General features: G+C 59.6%; 14 protein-coding genes and 1 riboswitch. Of the genes, 6 read left to right on the top strand and 8 right to left on the bottom strand.

What is annotated here, in order from left to right; genetic code table 11:
• Together AB5Y90_RS04755 and AB5Y90_RS04750 are read left to right on the top strand one after the other, a co-directional pair.
• The coding region (locus tag AB5Y90_RS04755; RefSeq protein ID WP_368166617.1) for a hypothetical protein at positions 1–231 on the top strand (231 nt) is incomplete at its 5' end.
• 304 nt (positions 232–535) lie between these two features.
• Positions 536–1,027 (top strand): RNA-binding protein, encoded by a 492-nt coding sequence (locus AB5Y90_RS04750; protein ID WP_005339200.1) that lies wholly within the window; start codon positions 536–538, stop codon positions 1,025–1,027.
• 7 nt (positions 1,028–1,034) lie between these two features.
• On the opposite strand, the gene murI is transcribed toward AB5Y90_RS04750, so the two are convergent.
• From murI to AB5Y90_RS04735, 3 genes are all read right to left on the bottom strand, one after another.
• Positions 1,035–1,838 (bottom strand): glutamate racemase, encoded by an 804-nt coding sequence (gene murI / locus AB5Y90_RS04745; protein WP_307895915.1) that lies wholly within the window; start codon positions 1,836–1,838, stop codon positions 1,035–1,037.
• A 115-nt stretch (positions 1,839–1,953) separates the two neighbouring features.
• Entirely contained in the window at positions 1,954–3,777 is a 1,824-nt protein-coding gene (locus AB5Y90_RS04740) for a TonB-dependent receptor (RefSeq protein ID WP_307895914.1), read from the bottom strand.
• A 51-nt stretch (positions 3,778–3,828) separates the two neighbouring features.
• A riboswitch (cobalamin riboswitch) is annotated at positions 3,829–4,007 on the bottom strand.
• Between the two features lie 35 nt (positions 4,008–4,042).
• Positions 4,043–4,945 (bottom strand): LysR family transcriptional regulator, encoded by a 903-nt coding sequence (locus AB5Y90_RS04735; protein ID WP_307895913.1) that lies wholly within the window; start codon positions 4,943–4,945, stop codon positions 4,043–4,045.
• 109 nt (positions 4,946–5,054) lie between these two features.
• Between AB5Y90_RS04735 and AB5Y90_RS04730 the strand changes: the two genes are divergently transcribed.
• The 4 genes from AB5Y90_RS04730 (at position 5,055) to AB5Y90_RS04715 (ending at position 7,982) form a co-directional block, all read left to right on the top strand.
• Positions 5,055–5,981 carry a sodium-dependent bicarbonate transport family permease gene (locus AB5Y90_RS04730; RefSeq protein WP_368166616.1) on the top strand — a complete coding sequence of 309 codons (927 nt, stop codon included), beginning with the start codon at positions 5,055–5,057 and terminating at the stop codon, positions 5,979–5,981.
• Positions 5,982–5,985: 4 nt separating this feature from the next.
• Positions 5,986–6,288 carry a transcriptional regulator gene (locus tag AB5Y90_RS04725; RefSeq protein WP_124928157.1) on the top strand — a complete coding sequence of 101 codons (303 nt, stop codon included), beginning with the start codon at positions 5,986–5,988 and terminating at the stop codon, positions 6,286–6,288.
• A gap of 63 nt (positions 6,289–6,351) precedes the next feature.
• Positions 6,352–6,861 (top strand): 5-(carboxyamino)imidazole ribonucleotide mutase, encoded by a 510-nt coding sequence (gene purE, locus AB5Y90_RS04720; RefSeq protein WP_368166615.1) that lies wholly within the window; start codon positions 6,352–6,354, stop codon positions 6,859–6,861.
• A complete protein-coding gene (locus AB5Y90_RS04715; RefSeq protein ID WP_368166614.1) occupies positions 6,858–7,982 on the top strand; it encodes a 5-(carboxyamino)imidazole ribonucleotide synthase in 1,125 nt (374 codons plus the stop codon). The genes purE and AB5Y90_RS04715 overlap by 4 nt, the downstream gene beginning before the upstream one ends.
• A gap of 74 nt (positions 7,983–8,056) precedes the next feature.
• Here the strand turns inward: AB5Y90_RS04715 and AB5Y90_RS04710 are convergent, their stop codons facing one another.
• From AB5Y90_RS04710 to ftnA, 5 genes are all read right to left on the bottom strand, one after another.
• Positions 8,057–9,253 carry an MFS transporter gene (locus tag AB5Y90_RS04710; RefSeq protein ID WP_180343646.1) on the bottom strand — a complete coding sequence of 399 codons (1,197 nt, stop codon included), beginning with the start codon at positions 9,251–9,253 and terminating at the stop codon, positions 8,057–8,059.
• A 109-nt stretch (positions 9,254–9,362) separates the two neighbouring features.
• Positions 9,363–10,106, bottom strand: coding sequence for a LytTR family DNA-binding domain-containing protein (locus AB5Y90_RS04705; RefSeq protein ID WP_307895910.1), 744 nt, complete (start codon positions 10,104–10,106; stop codon positions 9,363–9,365).
• 46 nt (positions 10,107–10,152) lie between these two features.
• On the bottom strand, positions 10,153–11,826 hold the full coding sequence (locus AB5Y90_RS04700) for a sensor histidine kinase (RefSeq protein WP_005339222.1): 1,674 nt from the start codon (positions 11,824–11,826) through the stop codon (positions 10,153–10,155).
• A gap of 81 nt (positions 11,827–11,907) precedes the next feature.
• Positions 11,908–13,092 carry an NAD(P)/FAD-dependent oxidoreductase gene (locus tag AB5Y90_RS04695; RefSeq protein WP_368166613.1) on the bottom strand — a complete coding sequence of 395 codons (1,185 nt, stop codon included), beginning with the start codon at positions 13,090–13,092 and terminating at the stop codon, positions 11,908–11,910.
• Positions 13,093–13,241: 149 nt separating this feature from the next.
• A complete protein-coding gene (gene ftnA, locus AB5Y90_RS04690; RefSeq protein WP_005339225.1) occupies positions 13,242–13,766 on the bottom strand; it encodes a non-heme ferritin in 525 nt (174 codons plus the stop codon).
• Positions 13,767–13,823: the final 57 nt, after the last annotated feature.

Raw genomic sequence — 13,823 nt, 5'->3', positions numbered from 1 at the left:
GTCACTTCACCAGACATTGAAAATCAAAAATTGTTTTTGATGCTCGATGCTGTGAGTGCCCACACAGATTGCTTGATTCAAATTGTTAAAGAGCGTCACGCTTGTCGCGTTGAGGAGGCGCATATTACGCTTCTCACTTCGAAAGTCAAGCGATTGTTTTCGCTTTTCTTTCGGCGCCGGCTTCACAATGTAGCTGGCTCATCAGTTTGGCGTGTTCCGCCGTGCTGGTAGGGGCGCATTATAGGGAGCGGCGCTGCGATGACAAGACTTTTTTTGAAGAAAATCACGAAAATTTCAAATTATTCAATTAGAAACAGCTTATTCAGTGTATATATACAATGTTATCCACAATCCGGTTATTTCACTCCCATTTTAGCGTCATTTATGTCGCTTTTAGTGACCTTGGGAATGCCATACTGGAGCCGATAACCTCTCCCGAGTGGTCCATGGTAGCGCCAATCAGGAAAGCTGGTTACCATGGAGGTGAATATAGTGTTGCACCTTTTTTGCTTTCATTTACAAAAGGTCTTTTAAGATGAATTTATCCAAGTTTCCCGTATATATGCAGGCCGCAATCCTTGCTCTGGTATTGGCAGTGGTTGGCTACCTGGTTGCCCAGGCCCTGCAGTTCTCTTTGAAAGCGGAAGTGATTTTTGCAGCAGGTCTGGCCATCGGCGGTTTCGTGGTACCGCTGTTCCTGAAGCGAACCCCGGCTAATGTCGCCGAGTCGATCGCCAATCAGGAGACTTGCACCTTATATGTAGGCAACCTGCCCTATCGCGCCAATGAGATCGCAGTGCGCGAATTGTTTGCCGAACAGGGCCAGGTCATTTCCGTGCGGTTGATGAAAGACAAGGCAACCGGCAAGCGCAGAGGTTTCGGTTTCGTGGAGATGCCCGCCGCCGATGCCGCCAAAGCGATTGCCGCTTTGAATGATAAAGAGTATCAGCAGCGCACCCTCAAGGTGCGTGAAGCGAATGACAAACGTGATAAAGAGGAAAGAGAAGGTAGCGAAACTGACGCCTAACCGCTCGTCAGTACTTCACCTCTTCCAGTGATGACAGCCCCCATGCTTGCAAGGGGGCTGTCAGTTTTTGAGCCTCCCCATCCAGCCGGGTACAGTAAGCCCTGGCAATTACCTCTTCTATATGTACAGGCTGCACGGCGCCATGCCCGCCATTGTTCAGCAACCAGGCCACCCGTTTGGCAACAGCACTGCCCGAGTCAATAAGCTGACATTGCGGCATCAGTTGCCCAATCTCTTCATTAAGTAGCGGGAAGTGAGTGCAACCGAGCACCAGCGTATCCGGCTGCTCTTCCCCCTCCAGCCAGTCGGCCAATACCTCGCGCAGCAACGCCATATTGACCGGCAGGCCCGCCAGCTTGTGTTCGGCTTCTATGACCAGCTCGATGGTGCCCTTGAGCAGCACATGCTTGCCGGGAGCAAACTGGGCGATCAGTTCGTGGGTATAGTCGCGACTCACCGTGCCTGGCGTAGCCAGCAGACCGATACAACCATTGCGAGTCTGTGCAGCGGCAGGCTTGATGGCTGGCACCACCCCCACCACAGGAATATCCAGTGCCTCACGCAGGGCTGGCAGCGCTATGGTGCTGGCCGTATTACAGGCAATCACCACCAGATCGATATGATGACGGGCCACCATGGTGGTCACCAAGCGAGTGCAGGCAGCAATCAGGGCGGGCTCGCTCAATTCACCATACGGGAAGTTGGCATTATCGAAGCAGTAGAAATAGTTGTGTGCCGGCAGAACGCGGCGGATCTCGCGGTAGATGGTCAGGCCACCCATACCGGAATCAAACACGAGAATATTGGCCACTTGAGCTCCCCTTTGGTGCAAGGCGGCGATCATACTCCCGCCTGCAGCCAATAGAAAAGGCCCTGCCAATGGCAGGGCCTCGGTTTTCTGCTGAAAACGACAGAGTACTTTAACCTTAAAAACGATAGTCTGCGGTCACCTTGGCTTCGGCTCCTGGTGCAGCATAGCCATACGCCCCCTCATAGTTACGATCAAAAAGGTTGTCGATTCGCCCCCCGAGGGTCAGGGCGTTGGTCACCGGATAGGTCGCAGCCAGATTGAACACGGTATAAGAAGGCAACTGCTTGGTTGCGCCCAGATCTGTTCGTTCCCCGGTATAAAGGATCTCGCCAGACCACAAAACGGAGCCAAGACTGACTTCAGTAATCAAGCTGCCTTTATGCTTGGCTACCCGGTCCAACTGGCGATCTTGCTTGCTTCTATCCTGAGCGCGAGTGTAATCGTAACTCACCTTGTGGTGGAACGGCCCGGTGTCCAATCCAATCGCCAACTCAACACCTTCCAGTCGCACCTCTCCGATGTTGTAAGGGCGATAGTCAGGACCGTAGTCGATCATTTCATTGATGTCGTTGCGATAAAGATTCGTTGACCAATCCCAAGCGCTATAGCGGCCAGATAAGCCCAGCTCAATATTCTTGCTCTCTTCTGGCTTGAGATAGTCGCTTTTGAGGGAGTATGGCGAGTAAAGATCCATAAAGGTCGGTGCTTTGAACGCCGTTCCATAGCTCAGTCGTAGATGATGAGACTCATCAACATCCAAACCACTCGCTGCAGACCAGGTGTTGTGGCGACCATATTGCTCGTTGTCATCAGTCCTGCCGGAAAGCTCAAACAGGAACGGATTCCAGCCATAACTACCTACAATAAAGAGCCCTGTATTATCACGGTCAGACGCAGTAAATGATTGACCACCCGAGCGGGAATCAGACTTCAGCTGTTCCCGCTGCCAGTCAGCCCCACCTGTGATATTTGCCCCTTTAATTGGGTTCCAATTATTGACCCAAGAGAGACGAGTCAAGCCTGTGTGAATAGGCTCGCCGCTAGCTTCCCCCTTGTTATCAAGCCAGGTTTTTAGCTTGTTTTCGCCATAGCTAGCTTCCAGGCGACTAGATATATGATCGCTTTTGAACAGCACTCCGCCATCTAGCTGGGCAGCCTGATTCCGATTCATATCGCTATAGTCACCGTCACTCTCGGTGATGTTATTAAAACCTTGAGCGTTAAAATCAGCGCTCCAAGCATCACTAAAGCTGTGGTTCAAGCCAATCTGACCGTTCAAACCGGCAAAGCCGTCCCGATCTGGCTGCAGCGACGTCCAGCCATCTTGTGCCCGAACGTCATAACCATCGGTACGCTCATAGCCGATCATCATATTCATATCGGTCTGCTGGCCAAGTGCCTGCACGGTTCTCAGCTCCCCAAGCCCATAACCATGTGATCCAACACCACCTTTAACGTGAGTCTCGTTGCCATTTTTTGCTGACGCTTTGGTGATGAGGTTGATAACACCACTGATGGCGTCAGAGCCATAGATGGCGGCGCGAGGCCCGCGGATATATTCAACACGCTCGATATTGCCTAGCGGAATCTGGCTAAGGTCATTATTACCGGTGACCAGAGTGGGGACGGGACGGCCATTTACCAGCAGCAGGGAGTGCTTGGTTTTAGCGCCCCTGATGTAAAGGCTGCTTTGATGACCTCTCCCGCCCAGTGTTGCCACTTGAACACCAGGCAGGGTTTTTAACAGATCGGGCAAATTGTCTATCTGACGAGATTCGATCTCGGCGCGATCAATAACCACTACGGGAGCCAGCACCGAACTGACTGGCTGCTCCACCCGATTGGCGGTGATCACCAGAGTGGGATTGACGGGAATGGTCAGCGGTTGAGCAAGCGCCGCCACTGGCAACAGGGCTGCTGCCAGAAATGTCTTCGACATGAGAGATCCTTAAGTTCGCGTAAGTATCTACTTCGTGGCCGGTTTCTCTCGGCCCGAAATACGAACTCTGGCAGGTCTTCGGGCTCAGGGGCTGATAGCCTACGGCGACGGCTTCCCGCCTGACGGCAGTGCCCTGATGTCGCTTCGTTCCCCCTTACCGCTGCGCGCCAGCTCCGGATTCTCACCGGATTCCCTATTAAGCATGATGCGCCAAAGCGGGAGGATTATAGGCAGAGCTAAGCTGGATGTATAGCCATCCAGATTTCTATTTATTGCCGGCCAGCGCCGCCAGCCGCTGCTGGGCGCCCTCCATCACCGCCTGTACCCCGGGATGAGAGAGATGGCGTCCTGCCGAGACCAGATAATAAGAGAGGGTAACGTCGGTGAGGGTCGCAATCCGCTCCACTCCGTAGAGACGGCCAATCTCGTCGGCCATCGCCAGCGGCGCCGGGAAGATCCCCATCCCCGCCTTGCCGAACGACTTCATCAGGGTGGAGTCATCAAACTGCCCCACCAGATGGGGATGAATGCCCTGCTGGCGATACCACTCCAGCAGCCGATCGTGGGTGGCAGACTTCTCTCCAGGGATCAGCAGCGGCAACCCCTCCAACGAGGCGGGAAAGCCATCCCGCGCCCGCGCCGCCAACTCGGGGCTGGCAAACAGCGCCAGCGGGCTGCGCCCCAGCTCGTGGTTGTAGCCGCGCACGCCGCTGTCGAGAGGGAGTGGGCGATCGATCAGCACCATATCAAGCTTGTGGCGGGCCAGCTCGCTGAACAGCTGCTCGGCCCGCTCCTCGTGACACACCAGCCGCAACGGGGTCGCCAGCGCCATGGCGGGGGCCAGCAACTCGAACGCCAGAGTACGGGGTACCGAATCGGCGATCCCCACCTGCATGGTCAGCTCCTGACTGGCGTGGCGCAGGGTGTGCTCCAGCTCGGCACCGAGCGAGAAAATGGCCCCTGCCTGCTCCTGCGCCTGCCGTCCGGCGGCAGTCAGCACCAGACGCCGCCCCACCCGGTTGAACAGCGCCACCCCGAGAGACTGCTCCAGCTCGGCGACCTGACCGCTGATGGTCTGCGGCGTTAAGTGCAGCTGTTCAGCTGCCTGCGTCACGCTGCCACTGCGCGCCACATGCCAGAAGTAGTAGAGCTGTTTGTAGTTGAGCATGCCGTTCCCTATCAGTTTTTACCGAACAACCATCAGCGAGAATCTGATTTTATCGAAACATTGCGGGCTCTAGCATGCAACCATTATCTGAACTGCCCTGCGAACCATCATGCTGGACGTTGTTGTACTCTTCTTTCTGTTTGGTCTGCTGGCCGGTCTGGTACGCTCCGAGCTCAAGCTGCCGCCTGCCCTCTACGACACCCTCTCCCTCTTTCTGCTGCTGGCCATAGGCCTCAAGGGCGGCGTCGGTCTGGCCCAGCAATCCCTGCAACCTCTGCTGCCGCAACTGGCGCTGGTGATCCTGCTCGGCGTGGTGCAGACCCTGCTCGGCTTTGCCGTGCTGCGCCTCAAGATGAACCGGGTCGATGCCGCTGCCACCGCCGCCCACTACGGCTCGGTCAGCGTCGCCACCTTTGCGGTCGGGGTGAACTGGCTCACCGAGCGGGGCATCAGCTTTGAATCCCAGCTCTCCATCTTTCTCGCGGTGATGGAGATCCCGGCCATTCTGGTGGGCATAGTGCTGGCCCGCGGCATCAGTCGCGAGACTCGCTGGCGCATGCTGGCCCACGAGACCTTCCTCAGCAAAGGGGTAACTCTGCTGCTGGGCGGCATGGCCATCGGCTATCTGGCCGGACCGGATGGGATTGCCCCGCTCAAACCGCTGTTTGTCGACCTGTTCAAGGGAGCGCTGGCGCTGTTCCTGCTGGAGATGGGCCTCATCGTCGCCCGCCAGTGTCAGGATCTGCGCCGCCACGGCCTGTTCCTGCTCGGCTTCGCCCTGTTGATGCCGCTCGCTTCCGCGGGACTGGGATTGGCAGCTGGCCAGCTGATGGGCCTCTCTCTCGGCGGCCTGACCCTGCTGGCTACCCTGGCGGCCAGCGCCTCCTATATTGCCGTGCCGGCTACCATGCGCATCGCCGTGCCTCAGGCCAACCCGGGGCTGTCCCTCAGCGCCGTGCTGGGGGTCACCTTCCCGTTCAACATCATGCTGGGGATCCCGCTCTACCACAGCTGGGCCCGCCACTTCACGGAGTAGCCACATGCAGACCGAGACCCGCACCCTGCTGACCGTCATCACGGAAGCCAATCTGGAGCCGACCCTGCTGCGCACCCTCACCCGCGAGGGGCTGCGCGGCTACACCATCACAGATGCCCGCGGCCGGGGGGATCATGGCGAGCGCAACGCCAGCTGGAGCGAGAGCGGCAACATCCGGCTGGAGACGATCTGCAGTCGGGAGCAGGCGGAGCGGCTGCTGGCCCACCTGCAGAGTCGCTACTACCCCGACTACGCCATGATCGCCTTTCTGCAACCGGTCGAAATCGTGCGACCCGAGAAATTCTGAGCCGGCTTGCCGGCTCTTTTTGTTCACAAAAAGCAAACGTTTAACAGCAAGGAACCAATACACATGAACACCCCTCCGCTGATCGGCCTGGTAATGGGCTCCGACTCCGACTGGCCCGTGCTGCAGACTGCCGCCCGCATCCTCAAGGAACACGGCGTGCCCTACGAGGCGCGGGTGGTCTCGGCCCATCGCACCCCGGATCTGCTGTTCGAGTATGCCGCCACTGCCCGCGAGCGCGGCCTGCGCGCCATCATCGCCGGAGCAGGTGGTGCCGCTCACCTGCCGGGCATGGTCGCCGCCAAGACCACATTGCCGGTGCTGGGGGTGCCCATCCCCTCCCGCCATCTCAAGGGGATGGACTCCCTGCTCTCCATCGTGCAGATGCCCAAGGGGGTGCCGGTCGCCACCTTCGCCATCGGCGAAGCGGGGGCTGCCAACGCCGCCCTGTTCGCGGTCTCCCTGCTCTCGGTCGCCCGGGATGACGACGCCCCCCGCTACCGGCAGCAGCTCGACGACTTCCGCACCCACGAGCGAGATCGGGTGCTGGCACTGCAACTGGAGGAGCCGACATGATCCTGCCACCCGCCACCCTCGGCATGCTGGGGGGCGGTCAGCTTGGCCGCTACTTCGTGATGGCCGCCCACCGCCTCGGCTACAAGGTTGTAGTACTTGATCCCGACCCGGCCAGCATCGCCGGTGCCGCCGCCGATCACCATATTGTCGCCCCCTATGACGACACTGGGGCACTGGTCGAGTTGGCCAGCCGCTGCGAAGCCATTACCTGCGAGTTCGAGAACGTGCCCGCCGCCACCCTCGCGCAGCTCGAAAAACAAAAGCCGGTACGCCCGGCCGCCAGCGCGGTGCAGGTCTGTCAGGATCGCCGCGAGGAGAAAGCCTTTCTGCGCAGAGCCAACATCCCGGTCGCACCCTCTCTGGCACTGCTGCCGGAAGAGCCCATCCCCGCACAGGCCAGCGAACTCTTGCCCGCCATTCTCAAGACGGCCCGCGAGGGGTACGACGGCAAGGGGCAGTGGCAGGTCAGTAATCTGGATGAGCTGGCGACGGCACTGACAGGCAGTGGCGTGCCCTGCGTGCTGGAAAAACGGCTGGCGCTGGAGGGTGAGTTTGCCCTGACCCTGGCCCGCAGCCCGAGCGGCGCCATCAGCGCCCTGCCACTGGTGCAGAACTGGCACAGCGGCGGCATTCTCGACCAGACTCGCTCCCCGGCCAAGGTGCCGGCGCTGGAGAGCGAAGCCAAAGGGATCGCCGAGCAGCTGATCACCACCCTCGACTACATCGGTGTGCTGACGGTGGAGTTCTTTCTGGTGGAAGGCCGACTGCTGGTCAACGAGCTGGCGCCCCGCCCCCACAACTCGGGTCACCCCAGCCTCGATAACGCCACATGCAGCCAGTTCGAGTTGCAGGTAAGGGCCCTGTGCGATCTGCCGCTGCCAGAGCAGATCGCCGTGCGCCCCGCCCTGTTAATCAACCTGCTGGGGGATCTCTGGCAGCACGGCACCCCCGACTGGGCAGCTCTGCTGGCACTGCCCGGCCTGCATCTGCACCTCTACGGCAAGGGCGAACCCCGCCCCGGCCGCAAGATGGGCCATATCACAGTAACCGGTGACGGCTGGCCAACGGTGGAGGAGACCTGCCGCAAGGCCCGCCAGCTGCTGGGGCTGGCGCCGCGCTGATCGAGCATCGGAAATGCAAAGACCCGGGCATGGCCCGGGTCTTTGTTGTTGCTTGCTGTGGCAGGGAGGTTTAATCAGGCCCGTTCGGTGGTCAGCGCCACGGGAGCCGGCAGACGGATGGTGAGGGAGAGCACCAGCGCCACCACCAGCAACACCAGGATCAGGTGGAAGGTCGCCATAAAGCCGCCAAACAGGGAGGCTACGATAGAGCCGATGATGCTGCCCAGACCAAAGCCCAGATAGATGACACCGTAGTTCTTGGTCAGGTTGTTGAGACCGAAGAAGTCGCTCACCAGCGAGGGGTAGACGGTGATGGTGCCACCAAAGCTGAACGCCACACAGGCAACCGCCACGAAGAACAGATTGGCATTGAGCGGCACGAACAGCAGCAGCGCCATGCCCGCCAGGGTAATCAGCTGGGCAATGGTGATAACCCGGATGCGGGACATCTTGTCGGAGAGGATACCCAGCACCAGACGGCCACCCAGGTTGGCCATGGCGATGATGGCGACGGCATTGGCGGCGACTACGGCAGGCAGACCCACCATCTTCTCGCCGATATCCTTGGCCACACCGATGACGTAGAGGCCGCTCATGCAGGCGGTGAGGAACATCAGCGCCAGCATCCAGTACTGCGGCTTGCGCATCGCCTCGGCCAGGGTGAAGTCACGGCTCTCGCTCTGCTGCACGGAGGCGGCCTGCTTGGGCGCATCCTTCATCAGCATGCCGCCCACCAGCACCATGGACATCGCAATCAAGCCCCACAGCTGGAAGGTGGTCTCAAGGCCGGAGCTGGAGAGCAGCAGCAGGTTGATGTATTTGAAACCGAGACTGCCGAGGCCATAGGCACCGATGGAACAGGCGGAGATCAGCCCCTTGCGCTCCGGGAACCACTTCACGCAGTTGGAGAGGGTCATCAGGTAACCGGTACCGTCGGCAAAACCGACCAGAATGCCCGCGCAGAGGTAGAGCATCGCCAGATTGCTGGCATGGGCAGTGAGGAAGAAGCCGATGCCGAGCAGCACGCCGGCGCCCAGGGTCACGTTGCGCACACCGAATCGCTCCTGCAGCTTGCCCGCCATGGAGGAGGCGACCGCCAGCGACAGGCTGAGCAGGCCGAAGGCGAAAGCGACCTGACTCACCGGCTCGTCCAGCTTGTCGGAGAGCTGGGCGTTGAACAGGCTCCAGGTATAGACAGAACCCAGTGCAAACTGGGTGATGATGGTACCGATCAGTGTCAGGTACCGGGTGCGGTTCAGATCGATGGTCATGATGCGTCTCGGTCGATGGCCTTAAGGAAATTGAGGCCACTATAGGCAAGACGCAGCTCGCGCCGATCGATTAAGGCATGAAATGCAGATCGGCGGGAATGAATGACAATCAGAGCCGCATCAGCTGACGGAACGCCTTGATGTTGCTGCGACTGACCGGCACCTCGAACGGCAGATCATGGAGCCGGATGAGATAGGTGCTGTTGAACCAGGGGACTATTTCGCGGATCTTGTTGATGTTGACGCAGTAGGAGCGGTGACAGCGAAAGAACCCCTCGGCGGGCAGCCGGCTGACAAACTCGCTGATGGTCATGGTCATCACGTAGCGATCGTCGCGGGTGTAGACATAAGTAAGCTTCTCATCGGCTTCCGCGTAGTAGATCTGCTCGCAGGGGGTGACGATGATACGCTCCCCCTTCACCAGATTGACGGTGCGATTGTGCGGGCTATTCCCCTCACCGTTCGCCTCCCCCGTGGTGGCTGGCTGCGACTTGCCCGCATGCTCGAGCTTTTGCAGCAGATTGATGATGCGGGGCTCGTTGTAGGGTTTGAGGATGTAATCGAACGCCTCCAGCTCGAACGCCTCCACCGCAAACTCCTTGTAGGCGGTGACGAAGACGATGTGGGGCGGATGGCTCGACTTGTGCAGGTTCTTGGCCAGCAGCAAGCCATCGATGGAGGGGATCTGGATATCCAGAAACACCACATCCACCTCGTGATCCTGCAGGTATTTGAACGCCTCCAGCCCATCCTCGAAGCTCGCCACTATCTCGATCTGGCTGTGCTGCCCCACCAGATAGGCCAGCTCTTCACGGGCCAGATACTCGTCTTCCACAATGATCGCTTTCAGCATGACAACACCTCTCGCGGCACACACTTATCCTCAACCATGATGGCTCTCAGCATGGCATCGACTCCTGATCCGGCAGATAGAAACTCACCTCGGTACCCGGTTCCAGCCGCTTGAGATGCAGGCCGTCGCCATAAAGCAGCTTGACCCTCTGATGCACGTTCATCAGGCCGATGCTGCGACTCTCCACCCGACCGGCGGCGACCCCGTCGATCACCGCCTGACTGATGCCGTAACCTGTGTCTCGTACCGATACCCGGATGCCGCCCGCCAGCTGCTTCACCTCGATGGTGACCCGACCCGGCGCGCTGCGGGGCTGAATGCCGTGCAGGATGGCGTTTTCCACCAGCGGCTGCAACAGCAGGCTCGGCACCTGAATATGCACATCGTCCACCTCGAACACCACCTCCAGCTTGTCGCCGAAGCGGGCCTGCTCGATGGCCACGTAGTCACGCACCTGCTGCAGCTCCTCCTGAATGTCGATGAGTTCATCCCCCTTGTTGAGGTTGTAGCGCAGGTAATCCGCCAGATTGGCAATGAGCTGGCGCGCCTGCTGGGGCCGGATGCGGATCAGCGACGAGATGGCGTTGAGGGCATTGAACAGGAAGTGCGGGTTGATCTTGCTCTGCAATGCGGTGAACTCCGCCTTGCGGGTCATCTCCTTGAGCTGCTCGATGCGCGACACCTCCATCTGGGTGGAGATGAGCTGGGAGAGGCCCACCGCCATCTCCCGCAGCGAGCTGGTGATGCTATGGGTACGACGGTAGTAGATCTTGAGGGTGCCGCTCACCGAGCCGTTTTCCCGTAGCGGAATAATGATGACCGAGTGGAAATCAGAGAGGTGATACTGGCGCAAATCGTTGTTGATGATGATCTGATCGAGCAGCACCGCCTGCTGGGTCATGCCGCTGATGGCGTGGTGCTCGTCCAGCTCGTAATAGTCCTTGCCCACCCCGACATAGGCCAGCACGTCATGGGTGTCGGTGATGGCTACCGCATCGGCGCTGATGTCGCGCCGGATCACATCGCACACCTGACTGAGGGAGTGGCGATCGATGTTCTGGAAGAAAGGCAGCGTCTTGTTGGCGATATCGAGCGCCAGCTTGGCCTGCTTGGCGGCAATCAGCTCCTTCTCGTCATCCAGATCCTGCACCAGCTTGATGATGAGGCCGATGCAGAGCGCCCCGGCGATCATCGGATAGGCGATGTGGTTAACGATCTCCACCCCGACTTCGTGGGGCTCGGTCAGCAGCCAGATCAGCAGCATGGTCAGCCCTTCACAGAGCATTCCCGCCAAAATTCCGTAGAGCCAGAGCCGCGACTTGCGACAGCGCAGGTGCAGCCAGGTGGCGAGCAGACCGGCGATAATACTGGCGATAAGGCAAGGGATGGAGGTGTGGCCATCCATATCGATGAGATAGCGATGCAGGCCGGAGATAACCCCGGCCGGAATGCCGACCCAGGGGCCAAACAGAATGCCGCCGGAGATGATGGCGATGATCCGCACGTTGATCAGCGCCCCCTCCACCGGAATGCCGGTGTAGGTACTGAACACCGCAAACAGGCCGAAGATGGAGGCCACCAGCACCAGCTCGGCCGGGGTGTGATCCCGCTTCTGGAACAGCCGCTGGAACGGCCGGGTGCGGGTCAGGAAGAAGAGGGTCATCAGCATCAGCGCCGCCCGCTCGAACACCGCCAACAACATCATCTGATTCTCAAGCATCTGCGCCCCCTTGCGGCAACCCGACCGATCACCATAACCCTGACCAATAAATCGGGGCCGGATAAACCAGCCCCTGTGACATCAACAGTACTGACCGGCCACCCAGCCGGAGGACCAGGCCCACTGGAAGTTGTAGCCACCGAGCCAGCCGGTCACGTCCACCACCTCGCCGATGAAGTAGAGGCCTGGCACCTTGCGCGCTTCCATGGTCTTGGAGGAGAGCTCGTTGGTATCGACGCCCCCCAGGGTCACTTCGGCGGTGCGATACCCCTCGGTGCCGTTGGGCAGGATCTGCCAGTCTCCCAGCAAGTTGGCCACCGCTTCCAGCTCCCGCTCGTTGTATTGGCGCATCGGCTTGCTGACCAGCTGACCCAGCTCAACCAGCTTGTCGACGAAGCGCTTGGGCAGCTCGCGCCCCAGCACGGTTTTCAGCTCCTGCGCCGGGTGTGCCAGCGCCCATTCGCGCAGGGCGGCTGGAATATCCAGCTCCGGCAGCAAATTGATGTGGATCTTCTCGCCGGCATGCCAGTAGGAGGAGATCTGCAGGATAACGGGACCGGAGAGGCCGCGATGGGTGAACAGCATCGCCTCCTTGAAGCGAGTGCCATCCTCGGCGGTCACCGCCACCGGTAGGCTGATGCCCGCCAGATCGGCGAACGCCTCTTTCTCCGCCTGATGGAGGGTAAAGGGCACCAGTCCAGCGCGGGTCGGCAGCACGTTGAGACCGAACTGCTCCGCCAGCTTGAAGCCATAGGGGGTCGCGCCCAGCTTGGGCATGGAGAGACCGCCGGTCGCCACCACCAGCGAGTGGCAGCCGATCTCACCCTTGCTGGTGGTCAGCACAAAGCCTTCGTCCTGCTTGCTGACGGTGAGGATCTCGGTCTGGAACTGCAGGGTCACCCCGGCCCAGTCACACTCGGTGAGCAGCACATCGACGATATCCTTGGCGCTCTCGAGACAGAACAGCTGCCCCAAGGTGCGCTCGTGATAGTTAACCCCGTGGCGATCCACCAGATCGATGAAATCCTGCTGGGTGTAGCGGGCCAGTGCCGACTTGCTGAAGTGGGGATTCTCCGACAGGTAGGCGTGAGCGCCAGCCTGATGGTTGGTGAAGTTGCAGCGACCACCGCCACTGATGAGGATCTTGCGGCCCGGCTTCTTGGCGTTGTCGAGCACCAGCACCGAGCGTCCCCGATAGCCCGCCTGCGCCGCACACATCAATCCGGCCGCACCGGCCCCGATCACCACCACATCGACCTGCTTCATCTTCACTCACTTATCAAAATAGAAACGGCACCTGGCCAGAGCCGAGATTGCCTCTGGCTGACATCACAACGGTGACTGCGCACCAGAATAAACAACGGCCCTTAAAAGGGCCGTTATTGTACTGGCTGAACACTAAGTGTCCACGACTATCAGGCGTTGCTGTCCATGATGCTGGCCGGGGCGCCCTTGGCCAGTTCGGCCAGCTCCTTGTCGATGAAGTAGAGGCCTTTGCCATCTTCACCCACCAGACCCAGACGGTCGACGATGCTCTTGAACAGCTTCTCCTCTTCATGCTGCTCGGCCACATACCACTGCAGGAAATTGAAGGTGGAATAGTCCTGGGTAGTGAAGGCTACGTGGGCCAGCCCATTGATGCACTTGGTGATGTGATACTCGTGCTCCAGGGTGGTACGGAACACGTCGCCCAGCGACTTGAACTCGTGGGGAGGGGCATCGATGGCACCCAGCTTGGGCATGGCGCCGGTCTCGCTCACGTAGGTGAACAGACGCTCCATGTGCTGGCGCTCCTCGACCGCGTGCTGGCGCAGGAAGGTCGCCGCCCCTTCAAAGCCCTTGTCTTCGCACCAGGCGCTCATCTGCAGATAGAGATTGGAGGAGTAGAACTCCAGGTTAATCTGCTCGTTCAACTTCTCGATCATGGCTTGGGCCAGCATCTTGTTTCTCCTCAGTGATTTGGTATCGATTGTCGCCACACTCCCGCCGCGAATCAA

The sequence above is a fragment of the Aeromonas sp. R4-1 genome, assembly GCF_040908325.1.
GTDB lineage: Bacteria > Pseudomonadota > Gammaproteobacteria > Enterobacterales > Aeromonadaceae > Aeromonas > Aeromonas veronii.
This window is presented reverse-complemented; position numbering and strand designations above follow the sequence as displayed.